This window comes from Nonomuraea gerenzanensis (assembly GCF_020215645.1).
Classification (GTDB): domain Bacteria; phylum Actinomycetota; class Actinomycetes; order Streptosporangiales; family Streptosporangiaceae; genus Nonomuraea; species Nonomuraea gerenzanensis.
Window position 1 is genome coordinate 1,464,955 of sequence record NZ_CP084058.1, and the last position, 14,833, is coordinate 1,479,787.

20 protein-coding genes are annotated in these 14,833 nt (G+C 72.9%); 5 read left to right on the forward strand and 15 right to left on the reverse strand.

All coding sequences use genetic code 11. The features are described 5' to 3' along the window. Window positions 1-13 precede the first annotated feature (13 nt). Window positions 14-382, forward strand: coding sequence for a VOC family protein (locus LCN96_RS07310; protein WP_225271813.1), 369 nt, complete (start codon window positions 14-16; stop codon window positions 380-382). A 4-nt stretch (window positions 383-386) separates the two neighbouring features. On the opposite strand, the gene LCN96_RS07315 is transcribed toward LCN96_RS07310, so the two are convergent. From LCN96_RS07315 to LCN96_RS07350, 8 genes are all read right to left on the reverse strand, one after another. Continuing rightward, on the reverse strand, window positions 387-1,772 hold the full coding sequence (locus LCN96_RS07315; protein ID WP_225271814.1) for a tetratricopeptide repeat protein: 1,386 nt from the start codon (window positions 1,770-1,772) through the stop codon (window positions 387-389). Window positions 1,773-1,825: 53 nt separating this feature from the next. Continuing rightward, window positions 1,826-2,707 (reverse strand): urease accessory protein UreH domain-containing protein, encoded by an 882-nt coding sequence (locus LCN96_RS07320; RefSeq protein WP_225271815.1) that lies wholly within the window; start codon window positions 2,705-2,707, stop codon window positions 1,826-1,828. 3 nt (window positions 2,708-2,710) lie between these two features. Then, complete coding sequence (locus tag LCN96_RS07325) at window positions 2,711-2,911, reverse strand: hypothetical protein (RefSeq protein WP_225271816.1); 201 nt, start codon at window positions 2,909-2,911, stop codon at window positions 2,711-2,713. A 93-nt stretch (window positions 2,912-3,004) separates the two neighbouring features. Next, window positions 3,005-3,289 (reverse strand): SHOCT domain-containing protein, encoded by a 285-nt coding sequence (locus LCN96_RS07330; protein WP_225271817.1) that lies wholly within the window; start codon window positions 3,287-3,289, stop codon window positions 3,005-3,007. Between the two features lie 189 nt (window positions 3,290-3,478). Next, entirely contained in the window at window positions 3,479-3,856 is a 378-nt protein-coding gene (locus LCN96_RS07335; RefSeq protein ID WP_225271818.1) for a VOC family protein, read from the reverse strand. After that, window positions 3,840-4,604: a class I SAM-dependent methyltransferase gene (locus LCN96_RS07340; protein WP_225271819.1), complete on the reverse strand. Its 765-nt coding sequence runs from the start codon at window positions 4,602-4,604 to the stop codon at window positions 3,840-3,842. The genes LCN96_RS07335 and LCN96_RS07340 overlap by 17 nt, the downstream gene beginning before the upstream one ends. A gap of 45 nt (window positions 4,605-4,649) precedes the next feature. Next, window positions 4,650-5,105: a Clp protease N-terminal domain-containing protein gene (locus tag LCN96_RS07345; protein ID WP_225271820.1), complete on the reverse strand. Its 456-nt coding sequence runs from the start codon at window positions 5,103-5,105 to the stop codon at window positions 4,650-4,652. Window positions 5,106-5,116: 11 nt separating this feature from the next. Continuing rightward, a complete protein-coding gene (locus LCN96_RS07350) occupies window positions 5,117-5,320 on the reverse strand; it encodes a helix-turn-helix domain-containing protein (RefSeq protein WP_080042755.1) in 204 nt (67 codons plus the stop codon). A gap of 51 nt (window positions 5,321-5,371) precedes the next feature. On the opposite strand from LCN96_RS07350, the gene LCN96_RS07355 reads away from it, so the two are divergent. Then, window positions 5,372-6,037 (forward strand): aromatic-ring hydroxylase C-terminal domain-containing protein, encoded by a 666-nt coding sequence (locus LCN96_RS07355; RefSeq protein ID WP_225271821.1) that lies wholly within the window; start codon window positions 5,372-5,374, stop codon window positions 6,035-6,037. Here LCN96_RS07355 and LCN96_RS07360 read toward each other — a convergent pair. Then, on the reverse strand, window positions 6,018-6,665 hold the full coding sequence (locus LCN96_RS07360) for a response regulator transcription factor (protein ID WP_225271822.1): 648 nt from the start codon (window positions 6,663-6,665) through the stop codon (window positions 6,018-6,020). The two genes, LCN96_RS07355 and LCN96_RS07360, sit on opposite strands and share 20 nt — an antisense overlap. Further along, entirely contained in the window at window positions 6,662-7,768 is a 1,107-nt protein-coding gene (locus LCN96_RS07365) for a sensor histidine kinase (RefSeq protein WP_225271823.1), read from the reverse strand. The genes LCN96_RS07360 and LCN96_RS07365 overlap by 4 nt, the downstream gene beginning before the upstream one ends. Window positions 7,769-7,863: 95 nt before the next feature. Between LCN96_RS07365 and LCN96_RS07370 the strand changes: the two genes are divergently transcribed. Then, on the forward strand, window positions 7,864-9,591 hold the full coding sequence (locus tag LCN96_RS07370; protein WP_225271824.1) for a gamma-glutamyltransferase family protein: 1,728 nt from the start codon (window positions 7,864-7,866) through the stop codon (window positions 9,589-9,591). Here the strand turns inward: LCN96_RS07370 and LCN96_RS07375 are convergent. Together LCN96_RS07375 and LCN96_RS07380 are read right to left on the reverse strand one after the other, a co-directional pair. Next, window positions 9,581-11,032 carry a flavin-containing monooxygenase gene (locus LCN96_RS07375; RefSeq protein WP_225271825.1) on the reverse strand — a complete coding sequence of 484 codons (1,452 nt, stop codon included), beginning with the start codon at window positions 11,030-11,032 and terminating at the stop codon, window positions 9,581-9,583. The two genes, LCN96_RS07370 and LCN96_RS07375, sit on opposite strands and share 11 nt — an antisense overlap. Before the next feature lie 102 nt (window positions 11,033-11,134). After that, window positions 11,135-11,308: a hypothetical protein gene (locus tag LCN96_RS07380; protein ID WP_225271826.1), complete on the reverse strand. Its 174-nt coding sequence runs from the start codon at window positions 11,306-11,308 to the stop codon at window positions 11,135-11,137. A gap of 105 nt (window positions 11,309-11,413) precedes the next feature. Between LCN96_RS07380 and LCN96_RS07385 the strand changes: the two genes are divergently transcribed. After that, window positions 11,414-12,199 carry an SURF1 family protein gene (locus LCN96_RS07385; protein WP_225271827.1) on the forward strand — a complete coding sequence of 262 codons (786 nt, stop codon included), beginning with the start codon at window positions 11,414-11,416 and terminating at the stop codon, window positions 12,197-12,199. A 2-nt stretch (window positions 12,200-12,201) separates the two neighbouring features. Next, the gene (locus LCN96_RS07390; protein ID WP_225271828.1) at window positions 12,202-12,513 is read left to right on the forward strand and encodes a DUF3817 domain-containing protein; all 312 of its coding nucleotides are present in this window, start codon (window positions 12,202-12,204) and stop codon (window positions 12,511-12,513) included. A 22-nt stretch (window positions 12,514-12,535) separates the two neighbouring features. Here the strand turns inward: LCN96_RS07390 and LCN96_RS07395 are convergent, their stop codons facing one another. The 3 genes from LCN96_RS07395 to LCN96_RS07405 all read right to left on the reverse strand — a co-directional run bounded on the left by LCN96_RS07395 (window position 12,536) and on the right by LCN96_RS07405 (window position 14,781). Continuing rightward, window positions 12,536-12,727 carry a hypothetical protein gene (locus LCN96_RS07395; RefSeq protein ID WP_225271829.1) on the reverse strand — a complete coding sequence of 64 codons (192 nt, stop codon included), beginning with the start codon at window positions 12,725-12,727 and terminating at the stop codon, window positions 12,536-12,538. A 104-nt stretch (window positions 12,728-12,831) separates the two neighbouring features. Continuing rightward, the gene (locus LCN96_RS07400; RefSeq protein WP_225271830.1) at window positions 12,832-13,908 is read right to left on the reverse strand and encodes a protein kinase domain-containing protein; all 1,077 of its coding nucleotides are present in this window, start codon (window positions 13,906-13,908) and stop codon (window positions 12,832-12,834) included. A gap of 18 nt (window positions 13,909-13,926) precedes the next feature. Beyond that, the gene (locus LCN96_RS07405) at window positions 13,927-14,781 is read right to left on the reverse strand and encodes an arylamine N-acetyltransferase family protein (protein WP_225271831.1); all 855 of its coding nucleotides are present in this window, start codon (window positions 14,779-14,781) and stop codon (window positions 13,927-13,929) included. Window positions 14,782-14,833 lie beyond the last annotated feature (52 nt).

Consider the following 14,833-nt stretch of genomic DNA (forward strand, 5'->3'; position numbering starts at 1 on the left):
CTGAGGAGGAGCGATGACGCTCGGCATCAGCCAGGTCACCGTCTACGTCGAGGACCAGCAGCGCGCGCTGGACTTCTGGAGCCGCAAGATGGGTTTCGAGGTCGTGCGCGACATGCCGTACGGCGAGCACCGCTGGATCGAGGTGCAGCCGCCCGCCGGCGGCACCCGCCTGGTCGTGCACAAGGCCGACCCCGACTGGCCTGCGCTCGTCAAGGACCTGCCGAACTACGTGCTGTTCCACGCCGACGACATCGTCAAGACGCACCAGGAGCTGGTGGCGCGCGGCGTCGAGTTCACCCAGCCGCCCAACCAGCAGCCGTGGGGCTGGTCAGCCGTCTTCAAGGACGACGACGGCCACCTGTTCCACCTCGGGCAGCGCTAGCCGGCTACCGGATGCCGAGCCGCCACCGCAGGTCGCGCGCCGTCACCAGCACGTGCTGCAGCTCACCGGGGCTGGGCCAGGGCGCGCTGCCCGGCCGCACCAGCGCCCCGCGCACCGACGCCAGGTGCTCGACCGCGCTGGCGTGCGCCCCGCTCCGCTCCACCAGCCACGCCAGCACCTCGGAATGATCGTGCAACGGCCTGGTCATCAGATCCCACGTGGACAGCACCTCGGCCAGGTCCGCGACCTCCAGCTCGGCCCCGTCCCTGCGCCTGGTGGCCGAGGCGGCCAGCTCCGCGCGGGCGGTCAGCTCGGGCTCGGCGGGGCGGGCCCAGGAGGGCGGCGGCGGGTCGGACAGCCACACCTGCGCCTCCCTGTGCTCCCCGACCACCGACAGCAGCCCGCCCAGCTCGACAGCGGCCCGATGATGCCCGGCCCGCGCCGCCTGCCTGAACCAGTGCTGCCCGCCCGCCAGATCCCCGAACTCGGCGATGAGCAGCAGCCCGTAGTTGAAGGCCGCCTCGGCGTCCCCGCCGGCCGCCGCCCGCCCGAACCAGTGGCTGGCCGCCGCCGTGTCGTCCAGCTCCACGCACACGAACCCGGCCATCCGCTGGTCATGGGCCCGCCCGGCGTTCGCCGCCTGCTCGAACCAGGCCCGCGCGGCCCGCAGATCACCCCTGGACAGCGCCACCCCGCCGAGCCGCGAGGCGGCACCCGGATGCTCGCTCCTGGCCGCCAGCCGGTAGTACGCCTCCGCCCCCTCGGGGTCGCGGCTGGCGTGCAGGTAGAGGCCCAGGCAGTAGGCGGAGTCCGCGTGCCCGCCCCTGGCGGCGCACTCCCACCAGTGCACGGCCTCCGCGTCCTCACCCGCGCAGTACGCCAGGAACCCCAGGTCGTGCGCGGACGCCGCGTCGCCGCCCTCGGCCGCCCTGCGGTGCCACTCGCGGGCCGTGCCCAGCTCACCCGCGTCCTCGCACATCAGCGCCAGCCTGCGAGCTGCCGTCCTGGACCCGCCCGTGGCCGCGCTCTCGAACCACACCCGGGCCGCGCCCACGTCGCCCCGCTGTTCCAGCAGGAGCAGCGCGAGGTTCGTGGCCGCCTCGGCGTCACCGGTGCTGGCCGCGGCCTCGTACCAGGTGACGGCGTCCTCCAGGCTGCCGTGCTTCTCGTGCCAGATGCCCAGGTTGTAGGCGCTGTCGACGTTGCCGCCCGCGGCGGCCCGCTCCCACCAGTGCCGGGCGGCCGCGCGGTCGCCGTGCTGGGCGAAGAGCTTGCCGAGCCGGTGCGCGGCCTCGGCGTCGCCCGCCAGCGCGGCGGCCATCAGCTCGGGCTCGTCTCCCACGCGCGGCGCCGGTACGGACGGCAGCCCCACCTCTCCTTGCCAGGACATGGCGACAGACTGGCACGTGATCGCCCGATCGCGAACGGTAATCGCCGAAGCCTCTAAGAGAAGTGAATGAAGCCCGCGTACATGCCCATGCCACAGACGTACCGCAGCGACCCGGCCGGTTGCGGTGGCAGCCGGACGGTGGCGGGGAGTGCGACGTCGCGCCCGCCGATCGTGACGGTGCCGGTGCAGCCCCGGTCCACCACCTCGAAGACCACCTCGACGGGCACGCCGGCCCGTGCCGTCACCACGGAGGGCCGGTAGCCGTCTCGCGTGGCCCACACGGTGACGGTCTCCGCTCCCGGTCCTGACGCGACGGGTGCGGCGGGGACGGTGAGCCAGCCGCCCAGGCTGAGGCCGGTCCCGGCGGTCCAGAGGCCGGCGCCCACGGCGACGAGCCCGGCCCCGCGGGCCAGCCGGGTCCGGGAGACGCGCCGCAGCACGTATCCGAGCAGGGCGAACGCCGGTGCGGTGCCGATGACGAAGCCCGCCATGGCCGCCGCGCCCGCCAGGGGAGAGCCGCTGGAGACGGCGAGCATCTCGACGCCGAGCGTCACGCCGCAGGGCACCAGGATGGTGGCCGCGCCCAGCATCGGCGCCTGGTAGCGGGAGGCGGGCGGGGGCTCGGGCGCGGAGCAGCGCGTACGCCGCATGAGCCGGATCGCGAAGCCCACGACGGTGGCCCCGGCCACGACCAGGAGCACGGCCCTGGCCTGCGGTGGCAGGCTGACGGCCGAGCCGAGCAGCCCGAGCAGGGCGCCGGCGGCGGTGTAGGAGGCCAGCCGCCCCGCCAGGAACCAGCACACCAGCGCCGGATCGGCGCCACGGCGGCCGTCCGCCAGGCCCATGAGCAGCCCGCCCTGCGCCGCCGTGCACGTGGCGGTCCCCGCGAGCAGTCCGGCGGCCACCCCGCCGGCCAGCAGGGTGAGGGTCTGCACGGGTCAGCGGGTGAGCGCCAGGTCGTCCAGCGACCCGCTCTTGGCGGCCTCGACGATGGAGCCGAGCTGGTCGAGGCTCATCTCGACCCGCTGCCCGAAGTCGTCCACGATGACGACCCGGCGGTCGGCGGGGGCCGTCTCGTCGACGAACAGCTCGGGGCACCCGCAACTGCACTGGCCGCAGAACTTGGCGATGGACCGCATCCTCGTCCTCACTCTCTCTCGGGCCGGTTCACTCGCAAGGTAACGCGACCTCTCGGATGCGGCCAGTGACAGTTGTCGCACTCATGGTGACGTTTAGGCGGAACCGCCCCGGAGCACAGACATCCTTTCGAAGTACTCCTCGTCGGTCATCTCGCCGCGAGCGTAGCGTTCGGCGAGGATCTGCTCGGCGGAGGCCGTCGGAGAGGCGGGGTGCGTGGTGGCGGTGGCTGCCCGGCGCGGCCCCCACCAGCCTCTGCGCCAGCTCACCACGGCCAGCGTGATGAAGCCGGCCCAGAGCAGGGCCCAGACGATGGGGAAGATGGGTGCGATGCCTCCGGCGGCGCCCCAGTGCGGGCCTGCCATGGTCAAAGTGTTCATGTCTCCTCCTTGACGTGTACCTCAAGGGTCCGCCGGAGGGGCGCGCGGCGAATCGCACGGCGGGCTCTGATCGTGCTGCGCCCGCTGGAGTGCTTCGGGCGGGCCGGCCGTACGACAGCGGGGGTAGGGCGCCGGTGCGTTCCATCGTCCTCAGGACGGGGGCGGCCTCCGCCGTCCGGACGGTGCCGGCTACCGCTGGAACAGGCAGAACTCGTTGCCCTCCGGGTCGAGGAGCGTGACCCAGTCGTCGTGCGTCCGCCACACCCGGGCCCCCAGCCCGACGAGCCGGGCGATCTCCGCGTCGGGGTCGTCGGCTTCGAGGTCGAGGTGCAGCCGGTTCTTGACGACCTTGCGTTCGGGCACCCGCTGGAACCACAGCCGCACCGGGCCGCCCTCCACCAGCACGGTGGGATCGTCCTCCGGGTCCTCGACGCCCTGCTCGCGCAGCCGGGTCAACTCGGCCTCGTCGTACGGCGCCACGGCGTACCCGTCGAGCGCCGCCGCCCAGAACCGGGCCAGCGAGGCCGGATGCCGGCAGTCGACCACCACGTCACGCAGCCGGGCCATCGGGTTTCCTCGCCTCGATGAGGAAGCGGGCGGAGTGCGCCACGAACGGCCCGTCCGCCTCGATCCGCTCGTGCAGCGCGCGCAGCCTGCCCGCGAAGCGCTCGACCGAGAACCCGGGGACGATCCAGATCACCTTGCGCAGGAAGTAGATCACCGCCCCGATGTCGCGGAACTCCATCCGCAGCCGCTCCGAGCGCAGGTCCACGACCTCCAGCCCGGCGGCCTCGGCCTCGGCCCTGGCCAGCGAGGGCTCGCGGTGGCCGCCCTCGTACGGGCCGAGGAAGTATTCGGTCAGCTCGGCCACGCTCCAGGGGCCGACCTGCTGGGAGAAGTACGACCCGCCGGGCGCCAGCACGCGGGCGATCTCCGCCCACCACGTCGCCACCGGGTGGCGGCTGGTCACCAGGTCGAAGGCCGCGTCGGCGAACGGCAGGCGCGGCTGCTCGTCGTCGGCCACCACCCAGGCGCCGCGCGGGCGCAGCCGGGAGGCGGCCAGCCGCAGGTTGGGCGGCCACGACTCGGTGGCCACGGTCACCGGGGGCAGGGACGGCAGCCCGGCGAGGATCTCGCCGCCCCCGGTCTGGATGTCGAGTGCGGCCCGCGCCTTGGCCATGCGCTCGCCGAGGAGCCGGGAGTATCCCCAGGAGGGCCGCTCCTCGGTGGCCCGGCCGTCGAGCCAGGAGAAGTCCCAGCCGTCCACGGAGACGGAGCCGGCCTCGCGTACCAGGTCGTCATACGTACGCCGCATCCTCGAACCCTGTCAGCGGCCGGCCCGCCGATCAAGCGCATTTCCTCACGCGATGCGCTCCCGCACGGCGGCGCGGTCGATGCCGAGCTGGTCGATGAGCTGCGCGACCGGGTCGGGCCGCTTCTGCGCCAGCAGGTTGAGCGCCAGGTGCCGGGGGGCCTCCGTGTCCCTGGTCTTCACCTTCGTGGCCTTGATGGCGTCGTTCAAGACGGCTCTGGCGCTGGAGGTCAGCGCGGTGCCGGGGACGGCCGGATGCCTCCGCGGCGTGTCGGGCAGGTCGCCCACCTCCAGGCCGAGCATGCGCAGCGCGGCCCGGTCGAGCTCCTGCAGCGCCGCGCGGGCGGCGGCCAGGTCGACGCCGAGCGCCCGCGCCGACTCGTCGTGGTGCAGGAGGCCGAGCAGCATGTGCTCGGTGCCCAGCCGCCGGTCGCCGCGCAGCCTGGCCTCCTCGAACGCGGCCTTGATGATCACCGACACCGGGCTCTTCTGCTTGCCGAACATGGTCAGCCCCCTCACTTCCCGTACTTGGCGTGCACCGACTGCCGCGACATGCCGAGCGCGTCGCCGATCTGCTCCCAGGTCCAGCCCTGCTCCCTGGCCAGCGCCACGGACACCGCCTCGACCTGCTCGGCCAGCCGGTGCAGCGCTCCGACCGCACGCAGCCCCATCGCGGGGTCATTGGCGCGGATCCGCTCGGTCAGCTCTGTAACGTCCACGTTGTCAGGCTAGATTGACAGCGCCGATTTTGTCAATCTAGCCTGACAGACATGGAAGATGTGCTGATCGTGGGGGCGGGCCCCGTCGGGCTGATGCTCGCGTGCGAGCTGAGCCTGGCCGGCGTGCGCCCCGTCGTGCTGGAGAAGAGGGCGGAGCCGAGCGAGCTGCCCAGGGCCAACGGTCTCGGCGGGCAGATCGTCGACGTGCTCGACCATCGCGGGCTGCTGGAGCGGTTCAGCGAGGGCGAGCTGCTCGGCGAGGTGTTCGCCTTCGAGGAGCCGGCGCGGCACGTGGCCGGGCTGCTGCAGGATTCAGGGGTCGTGTACGGGGCGGCTGAGCCGTCGGTGGTCGGCGCGGGCGGGGCGCCGCAGCCGTCGGAGGCCGGCGCGGGCGGACTGCCGAAGCCGTCGCCGGCCGGCGCGGGTGGGGTGCCGGGGCATCCGCTGGTCGGGCGGTTCGTGCCCGATCTGGCTCTGGCCGGCGGCGGCCGGGTGGCCGAGCTGATGCGCGCCGCCCGCCCCGTGCTGCTCGACCTGGGCGGCGGCGTCCACCTCGACGACGACTGGATCGACGTGGTCCGCGCCCGCTGCGACGCCCCGCCCGCCGACGCGCTGCTGATCCGCCCGGACGGCTACGTGGCCTGGGCCGGCACCGAAGGGCTGGCCGAGGCGGCCGAGCGGTGGTTCGGACCGAGCCTCACAGCCAGCCCGGCTTGACCAGCCCCGACTCGTAGGCGATGACGACGAGCTGAGCCCGATCGCGGGCGTGCAGCTTCATCATGGCCCGGCTGACGTGCGTCTTCGCCGTCGCCGGCGACATGAACAGCTTGGCCGCGATCTCGTCGTTCGTCATCCCCGTGCCCACCAGCGCCAGCACCTCCCGCTCCCGCTCGGTGAGCTGGTCGAGCCCGTCGGCGGCGACGGGCTCCTTGGCGCGGGAGGCGTACTCGGCGATCAGCCGGCGGGTCACGCTGGGCGACAGCAGCGCCTCGCCGGCCGCCACCACCCGCACCGCCTGGATCAGCTCGGCCGGCTCGGTGTCCTTGACCAGGAAGCCGCTGGCGCCGCCGCGCAGCGCCTCGAAGACGTACTCGTCCAGCTCGAACGTCGTCAGGATGATGATGTGCGGCCCCGGCGGCATCCGGCGGGTGGCGGTCAGGCCGTCGGTGCCCGGCATGCGGATGTCCATGAGCACGACGTCCGGCTGGTGCTCGCCCGCCAGCCGGACGGCCTCGGCGCCGTCGGCCGCCTCGGCCACCACGGTCATGTCAGGCTGGGCGTCGAGCAGCGCCTTGAAGCCCGCGCGGACCAGCGCCTGGTCGTCCGCCAGCAGAACCTTGATCATGACGTCTCCTCCGGTAGGGGCAGCCGGGCCTCGACCTGGAAGCCGGTGCCGGAGGGCCCGGCGACCAGCGTGCCGCCAAGCGCGGAAGCCCGCTCGCGCATGCCGGGGATGCCGTTGCCGCTGCCCGACTCGGACAGCGCGCCGGGGGTGCCTGAGCCGGTGTCGGTGACGCTCACGGCCAGCTCCCGCTCGCCGTACTCCAGCCGCACGCTGACCGCCGCGCCCGGCGCGTGCCTGGCGGCGTTCGTGAGCGACTCCTGGACGATCCGGTACGCGGCCCGCTCCACCTGCGACGGCAGCGGGCGGGAGCCGACGCGCTTGAGCGTCACGTCCAGGCCGCAGCGCTCGATCAGCTCGTCGATCCGGTCCAGCCCGGCCGTGGGGGAGCGGGGGGCGCCCTCGCGCAGCACGCTCAGCACGGAGCGCATCTCGCCGAGCACCTCCTTGGAGGCCGTCTTGATCGTGGCCAGGGCGGTCCTGGCCTGCTCGGGGTTGGCGTCGATGAGGTGCAGCGCGGTCGAGGCCTGCACGTGGATGAGCGAGATGTTGTGCGCCAGCACGTCGTGCAGCTCCTGCGCCATCGTCAGCCGCTCCTCGCTGGCCTGCCGCCTGGCCTCCTCCTGCTCGACCCGCTCCCGCTCGGCCCTGCGCTCCCTGACGTTCCTGACCAGCTCGGCGATGACCATCAGCAGCATGATGGAGGTCAGGATCCACACGCTGTGGAAGATGTCGCGGTTGCCGACCATCCAGGCGTAGGTGAGGAACGACAGCAGCGTGGCCCCGGCCATCGCCCAGGCCATCAGCCGCCTGCCGCGCAGCACTGACAGGATCAGCAGCACGGCGGGGCTGATGAAGCTGGGGCCGTAGGCGTACCCGCCGATGAGGAACAGGTCGGAGGCGGCCAGCCCGGCGGCGGTCGTGAGCAGCGGGAAGCGGCGGTGCAGCAGCACCGCCACGGGGCCGACGAGCAGCAGCGCGATCGCGTAGGGGTCGAGCGGCTCCCGCAGGCCCTGCTGCCCCCACGAGGCGCCCCTGCCGATCACCAGCTGGGCGACCGCCACGATGAGGGCGAGATAGGGGTCGAACCCGTACTTCCTGCGCACGCCACCCACGCTAGAGCACCCCTGCTGACCAGCGCATCATCCCCATGTGTGAGCAGGCCCTACCACGACGGGCGTACCTGGGCCATGGTGGGACCATGCGCCGTGCGATCATTCCCGCAGCAGCAGTCCTCGTCTCGCTCGTGCCCGCGCCCGCCGCGCTGGCGCAGCAACCACAGAAGGTGCCCGTCGCCGAAGGGTACGGCGGCGCGGTGGCCACCGTCGACCTCGACGCCAGCAGGGCCGCCATCTCCGTGCTCAGAAGGGGCGGCAACGCCATGGACGCCGCCGTCGCGGCGGGTGCGGTGCTGGGCGTCACCGAGCCGTACTCGGCCGGCCTGGCCGGCGGCGGCTTCATGGTCTACTACGACGCCAGGCAGCGCAAGGTGTTCACGATCGACGGCCGCGAGACCGCCCCGCAGGCCATGACCGCCACCTCGCTGGAGGGCATCCCGTTCGAGGAGGGCGTCACCAGCGGCCTGTCGGCGGGCGTGCCCGGCACGGTCGCCAACTGGGACCTGGCCCTGCGCAGGTTCGGCACGATCTCGCTCAAGCAGGCGCTCCAGCCCGCGATCGAGGTGGCCTCCAAGGGTTTCGTGGTGGACCAGACGTTCTACGACCAGACCGCCGCCAACGCCCCCCGTTTCAAGGACATCGCCTCCACGGCCGAGCTCTACCTGCCGAACGGCGCCCCGCCGCCCGTCGGCTCCGTCTTCAGGAACCCCGAGCTCGCCGACACCTACCGCGAGCTGGGCAGGCGCGGCCCCGGCTGGCTGTACGGCGGCCAGCTCGGCAAGGAGGTCGTGGCCACCGTCAAGAACCCGCCGGTCACCCCCGGCAGCACCCGCAACGTGCGGCCCGGCCTGATGGAGCTGTCGGACCTGCGGGCCTACCGCGCGCTCCTGCGCGAGCCCACCAAGATCTCCTACAAGGGCCTGGACGTGTACGGCATGGCCCCGCCCTCCTCCGGCGGCTCCACGGTCGGCGAGGCGCTGAACATCCTGGAGGCGCTGCCGCGCGTCGGCCTGCACGAGTACCTGGAGGCGTCCAGGCTGGCCTTCGCCGACCGCGGCAAGTACGTCGGCGACATCCCGGGAGTGCCGCTGCGCGAGCTGCTGTCCGACGGCTTCGCCAAGGAGCGGGCCTGCCTGGTCGGCGGCACGGCCATGCCGCACCCGGCCGCGCCGGGCGAGCCCGACGGCTCGTACGGGGCCTGCGCGCCGCCCACGGGCACCGCCACCCCGGTCGCCCAGGAGGGCCCGGAGACCACGCACCTGGTCGTGGCCGACCGGTGGGGCAACGTCATCGCCTACAACCTGACCATCGAGTCGACCGGCGGCAACGGCATCGTGGTGCCGGGCCGCGGCGTGCTGCTCAACAACGAGCTGACCGACTTCACCTTCGGCCCCGCCCCCGGCGACCCGAACCTGCCCGGCCCCGGCAAGCGGCCGCGCTCGTCGATGGCGCCGACGCTGGTGTTCGACGACGGCAGGCCGGTGCTGGCGGCCGGCTCGCCCGGCGGCTCCACGATCATCACGACCGTGCTGCAGATCCTGGTCAACCGCTACGAGCTCGGCATGAGCCTGCCCGACGCGCTGGCCGCGCCGCGCGCCACCCAGCGCAACACCGCGCAGACGCAGGCCGAGCAGGCGTTCCTGGACCGGTACCGGGCGGAGCTGGAGGCCAAGGGGCACAGCTTCGCGCTGAACCCGGAGATCGGGGCCGCCACGGCGCTGGAGTTCCTCGGCAGGAGCCGGATCCAGGCCGTGGCGGAGCCGTCCCGCCGGGGCGGGGGCAGCGCGATGGTGGTCTCGCCTAGTAGATGAGCTCGTAGGCGCCGGGCTTCACCCTCCGGGTACGCGCCCAGTACTCGAAGGTGAAGCCCGGCCAGATCGTCCGGTTCACGCCGTGCGCGTCCAGGTACCAGGAGCGGCAGCCGCCCGCGTTCCAGACGAGGGGGTCGAGCCGGGCGCGCAGCCGGTCGTTGAAGGCGCGCTGCGCCCGCGGTTTCACGTCCACGGCCCTGGCCTGGGTGCGGGAGAGCAGGCGCAGGCACTCGACGACGTAGCGGGCCTGCGACTCGATCATGAAGACCACCGAGTTGTGGCCGAGCCCGGTGTTGGGGCCGAGCAGGAAGAACAGGTTGGGGAAGCCGGAGGCGGTGATGCCGAGGTAGGCCTCGATGCCGTCGCGCCAGGCGTCCTGGAGCTTCAGGCCGTCCCTGCCGGTGATCCGCTGGCCGGCGAGCGCGTCGGTCACCTTGAAGCCGGTGCCGTAGACGATCGCGTCGGTCTCGCGCTCGGCCGCGCCCGCCACGATCGAGCGCTCGCGGATCTCGGTGATCCCGTCCGTGACCAATGAGACGTTATCCCTGGTCAGGGCCGGATAGTAGTCGCTGGAGACGATGATGCGCTTGCAGCCGATGAGGTAGTCGGGGGTGAGCGCGCGGCGCAGCTCCTGGTCGGGGACCTGGGCGTGCAGGTGCCGCAGCGCGAGCCGCTCGTGCACCTTCATCAGGCGGGGGTCCACGGCGAAGCCCAGGGCCCTGGTCTCCAGGGCCCAGTAGATGCCGGCGCGCAGGGCCCTGGCGGCGCCGGGCAGGCGCAGCAGCCGCCGCGCGGCGGGGGAGAAGGCGAAGTCCGGCTTGGGGTGCAGCCAGGGGGCCGTGCGCTGGTAGACGGTGACGTGGCCGGCGGTGCGGGCGAGCTGCGGGACGAACTGGACGGTGGAGGCGCCGGTGCCGATGACGGCCACGCGCTTGCCGGCCAGGTCCGCCGAGTGGTCCCACTCGGCGGAGTGGAAGGCGGGGCCGGTGAACGACTCGCGCCCGGCTATTTCCGGAAATTTCGGGATGTGGAGGGCGCCGATGGCGGAGACGACGGCGTTCGGGCGCAGGGTGTCGCCGTCCTCCGTGGTGACCGTCCAGGATCGGGTGGCGTCGTCGTACTCCAGGGAGGCGACGTGCTTGCCGTACCGGATGTGGGGGGTGACGCCGTACTCGGCGGCGCAGGACCGCAGGTACGCCTGGATCTCCGCCTGCGGTGAGAACATCCGCGACCAGTCCGGGTTCAGCTCGAACGAGTAGGAGTACATGTGCGACGGCACGTCGCACGCGCAGCCGGGGTAGGTGTTGTCACGCCAGGTGCCGCCCAGCTCCGCGGCCTTCTCCAGGACGACGAAGTCGTGGTAACCGGCCTGTTTGAGCTTGATGGCCATGCAGATCCCGGCGAATCCGGACCCGACGATCACGATCCCTGGCTCAGCCACGGGCTCCTCCCGGACTTATTGGACGATTAGTCCAATGTAGCCGTTGCCGGGAACGACGAAAACCCGCCACGGCCTCCGCGGCGGGTGCAGCTACCGGCCGGCTTACTGGAGCAGCAGGAAGGCGGCGACGCCGATGATCACGATGACGGCCACCACGGCGATGATGGGGATGAGGGGCGACTTCTTCGGCTTGGCCACGGCCTCCTGCTCGCGCGCGTTGGCGAACGCGCGGAAGGCCTGGGTGTTGCCCGCCGGGTCGATGTGCTGGTCAGACATGGGCAGCAGCCTAGCGTGCGCGCCTGCGCCGTTTGCGTCTTTTGGTGGGATCCATCGGGATGGGCTGATTAGGGGACCACCCCACCGGCCGGATAGCTTTGAAGCATGCTCAGGACCCTGTTCTCCGCGCGCCTCATGGGGCTGCACCTGCTCACGATCGGGGTCCTGGTCGCGTTCATCCTGCTCGGCCGCTGGCAGCTCGGCGTCTTCCAAGATTCGGGCAAGCCGCGTGTCTCCACCGACCCCGAGCCCGTCGCCGTCGCCACGCTCGCCAGGCCCGGCGCCCAGCTCGACGGGGAGCACGTGGGCCGCAGGGTCACGGCCGAGGGCGTCTACGAGGCCGATCGCCAGCTCCTGGTCGCCGACCGGCGGCCCGACGTCGACGCGCCGGGCGGCAACGTCTCACGCGACGACGGCTACTGGGTGCTCACACCGATCAGGCTCGACGACGGCACGCTCGTGCCGGTCGTGCGCGGCTGGGTGGCCAGGGCCGACGACCCCGGCGTGGCCGCCGTGCCGCAGGGCCGGGTCACGGTGTCCGGGCGGCTGCGCCCGCAGCAGGGCACCGACAGCGTGCAGCGGCGCGCGGAGGGCCTGCCCGCCGGGCAGGTGCAGACGGTGTCCACGGGCGAGCTGGTCAACCTGTGGACCGGCCAGCAGGTCCGCACCGGCTACCTCGTCGCGCAGCCGCCCTCGGGCTCGTTGACGCAGGTCAAGGTGGCTCCGCCGGTGGTCGGCGGCACGCTGACGTGGCGTAACCTGGCTTATGCCGCCAACTGGTGGATCTTCGCTGGATTCGCCGTCTTCATGTGGTTCCACTTCGTACGCGACGCCGTGCGGAGTGACCGGGACCGCGGCAAGTCGTCCCCTGAGATGGTTCTGGAAGGTTAACGGTGGAATCGGCTCTCAAGCCCTTCCGGGCGCTCGCGTACGTGGTCGGGGTCATGCTGCTCGTGCTCTGCGTGGGCATGGTCCTCAGGTACGGCTTCGGTGAGCCGTCCCTGTCGCAGACGATCGCCCCCATCCACGGCGGGCTCTACATGATCTATCTCATCGCGGTCATGAACCTGGGCATGAAGGCACGCTGGTCGTGGCCGTACATGGCGGGCATCATGCTCGGCGGCACGGTGCCGTTCCTGTCCTTCTACGTGGAGCGAAGGGTGACCCAGCGCGTGCAGGCCGCGCTGGCCGCGGCGGAGGCGTGAGACCCCCGCCGCGAGGCGGGGCTCAGCGGCCGAGGCCGCGCCTGCGGGCCCTCTTGAGGCGCTCGCGCTGCGAAGGGTCGAGCATCAGGTAGCCGACCACCGGGGCGGCGACCACGCCGAGGACGACCAGCAGGGTGACCCAGCCGGGCAAGATGAGCCACGAGAGCAGGACCGCGACGCCTGCGCCGATCGCGTACTTCTGAATGGGCGACATCCTCAACATCCTCCGAACGCGGAGCGCGCGCCCCGCCTCTTCCACATTCTGCGTCGCCTGTCCAACGTGTGAACCCCTCATGAGGTTCCGTGTCGCGATGTATCTCAATTGCCGTTCGGGTCGCCTGCCATGACCGCGAGCAGCTCCCCGCGCAGCTCGTCCATCGTGGGGCGGTGCGCCGGATCGCCCGACAGCAGCCTGAGCAGCACGGGAGCCAGCGCTCCCGCCCGCGTCAGCGGCGCTCCCGGTGCGGGCGGCGCGCCCTCGACGGCGGTGAAGAGCGTCGCGCCGAGCGACCACAGATCGGCGGCCTGCGTCGCGGCGCCCTCCGGGGCCGTGTAGGCCGGGAGCGTTCCCGCCCGCAGCAGCGGCATCAGCCGGGCCTGCCCGGCCCCGTCGATGAGCACGTTGCCCGGCTGCACCCCGCCGTGGAAGGCGCCGCCCGCCACCAGCCGGTCGAGCACGGCCAGCCCGATCGCCGCCACCCGCGCGGGCGGCAGCGGGCCCGACGCCCCGACCACGGCGTCCAGCGGCCGGTCCACGGCCAGCCGGTCGAGCGTCTCGCGCACCACCTCCACCGGCGGCGGCCCCGCCGGATGCAGCATCGCCCTGATCAGCGACCTGAGCGGATCCGCGCCCGCGGCCGGCACCTGGCCGGGCGGCCGGCCCTCCACCGCGAAGTGCAGCGTGGCGGCCAGCGACCACAGGTCGGCCGAGGGCAGCATGCTCAGGCTGGGGAACCCGAACCCGGCCAGCACCGCCCGCCCCGTCGCGGTGAGCAGCACGTTGCCCGGATCCACCCGGCCGTGCACGACCCCCGCCCCGTGCGCGGCGGTCAGCGCCGCCAGCACGCAGACCCCCGCCCTGGCGGCCTGCTGGACGGGCAGCGGGCCGCGCGAGCGCACCGCCTGCTCCAGCGACACCCCCGAGACGAACTCCATCACCAGCCACGGCACGCCGTCCTCGATCAGCACGTCGAGCACCCGCACCACGGACGGGTGGCGCAGCCCGGTCGCCCGGCGCGCCTCGAACAGCGCGGCCTCGCGCAGCTCCGGCGGCACCCGCAGCTCCCTGACCGCCACGTCACGGTGCCGGGCCTCGTCGAAGGCCAGCCGCACCGCCCCGGCGCCCAACGGGTTCAGCAGGCGGTAGCGGTCGTTCAGCTTCCTGGTCTCACCCATGGGACACGCACGCCGACGTCATGCCGTGCCGCCCGCCAGCCAGCTCTCGTGGGCCTCGTACACCTTGCGCCAGAGCTTGTCCTTCTCCCCGGCGCTCACGTCGTCGAGCGGCAGCAGGAAGACGTCCGCCAGCGCCGCGTAGTAGTCGCGCGCCGTGTCCAGCGTCACCGAGTGCGCGCCCCTGCCCAGCCGCGTCAGCGCCAGCCCGCGCAGCGAGTCCACGCCGTACGCGTCGCGCCGCTGCACCGTCGCCACCCGCACGAACCCCGACGCAGGGGACGTGGTCAGCTCGTGGTGCTTGTCGGCGAACGCCGCCATCCCCACCGCCGCCGGCGCGAAGTCCATGCCGTCGAACGAGCCGCTCGGGTCGTGGTCCAGCCGCCATCCGCCGGGCGCCACCTCCGACGGCCGCAGCACGTACTGGAACGGGCCCTGCCGGTAGGTGCCCGCGACCAGCGGCAGCGGCTCGTGCAGCGCGTCCCCGAGCCCCAGGTCCGCCAGCCACTCGCCGCCCGGGTTGTCGTCCGAGGGCAGGCCGCGCACCGTGAGCACCAGATGGTTGCCGGAGACGCCCGGCTCCTTGCCGCGCGGCTGCACGCCGCCGCGGTGCCGCGTCACGTCGTAGCCGAGCGCCGTCGCGAGCTGCGAGAACGCGCCGTTGAGGTGGTAGCAGTAGCCGCCGCGGCCCCTGATGATGCGTTCGGCGGACTCGACGGGATCGACGGTCGTGGGGCGGCCGAGCCAGATCTCCAGCGCCTCGTAGGCGACCTTCTCGACGTGCGCGACGTGCAGCGCGCGCAGCGACTCCGCGCTGATGGGGGCGGTGAGCATTCCGGACAGGCCGAGCCGGCGGAGGTATGCGGCGGTGTTCACCAGCCAAGTCTGCACGGTTTGTGCACGAATTTGGGAGTGTCGTCTGCACAGC

Coding starts and splice junctions, on each gene's coding strand:
- LCN96_RS07310 (WP_225271813.1), top strand. CDS start 14: ATGACGCTCGGCATCAGCCAGGTCACCGTCTACGTCGAGGACCAGCAG.
- LCN96_RS07315 (WP_225271814.1), bottom strand. CDS start 1,772: ATGTCCTGGCAAGGAGAGGTGGGGCTGCCGTCCGTACCGGCGCCGCGC.
- LCN96_RS07325 (WP_225271816.1), bottom strand. CDS start 2,911: ATGCGGTCCATCGCCAAGTTCTGCGGCCAGTGCAGTTGCGGGTGCCCC.
- LCN96_RS07330 (WP_225271817.1), bottom strand. CDS start 3,289: ATGAACACTTTGACCATGGCAGGCCCGCACTGGGGCGCCGCCGGAGGC.
- LCN96_RS07335 (WP_225271818.1), bottom strand. CDS start 3,856: ATGGCCCGGCTGCGTGACGTGGTGGTCGACTGCCGGCATCCGGCCTCG.
- LCN96_RS07340 (WP_225271819.1), bottom strand. CDS start 4,604: ATGCGGCGTACGTATGACGACCTGGTACGCGAGGCCGGCTCCGTCTCC.
- LCN96_RS07345 (WP_225271820.1), bottom strand. CDS start 5,105: ATGTTCGGCAAGCAGAAGAGCCCGGTGTCGGTGATCATCAAGGCCGCG.
- LCN96_RS07355 (WP_225271821.1), top strand. CDS start 5,372: ATGGAAGATGTGCTGATCGTGGGGGCGGGCCCCGTCGGGCTGATGCTC.
- LCN96_RS07360 (WP_225271822.1), bottom strand. CDS start 6,665: ATGATCAAGGTTCTGCTGGCGGACGACCAGGCGCTGGTCCGCGCGGGC.
- LCN96_RS07370 (WP_225271824.1), top strand. CDS start 7,864: ATGCGCCGTGCGATCATTCCCGCAGCAGCAGTCCTCGTCTCGCTCGTG.
- LCN96_RS07380 (WP_225271826.1), bottom strand. CDS start 11,308: ATGTCTGACCAGCACATCGACCCGGCGGGCAACACCCAGGCCTTCCGC.
- LCN96_RS07385 (WP_225271827.1), top strand. CDS start 11,414: ATGCTCAGGACCCTGTTCTCCGCGCGCCTCATGGGGCTGCACCTGCTC.
- LCN96_RS07395 (WP_225271829.1), bottom strand. CDS start 12,727: ATGTCGCCCATTCAGAAGTACGCGATCGGCGCAGGCGTCGCGGTCCTG.
- LCN96_RS07400 (WP_225271830.1), bottom strand. CDS start 13,908: ATGGGTGAGACCAGGAAGCTGAACGACCGCTACCGCCTGCTGAACCCG.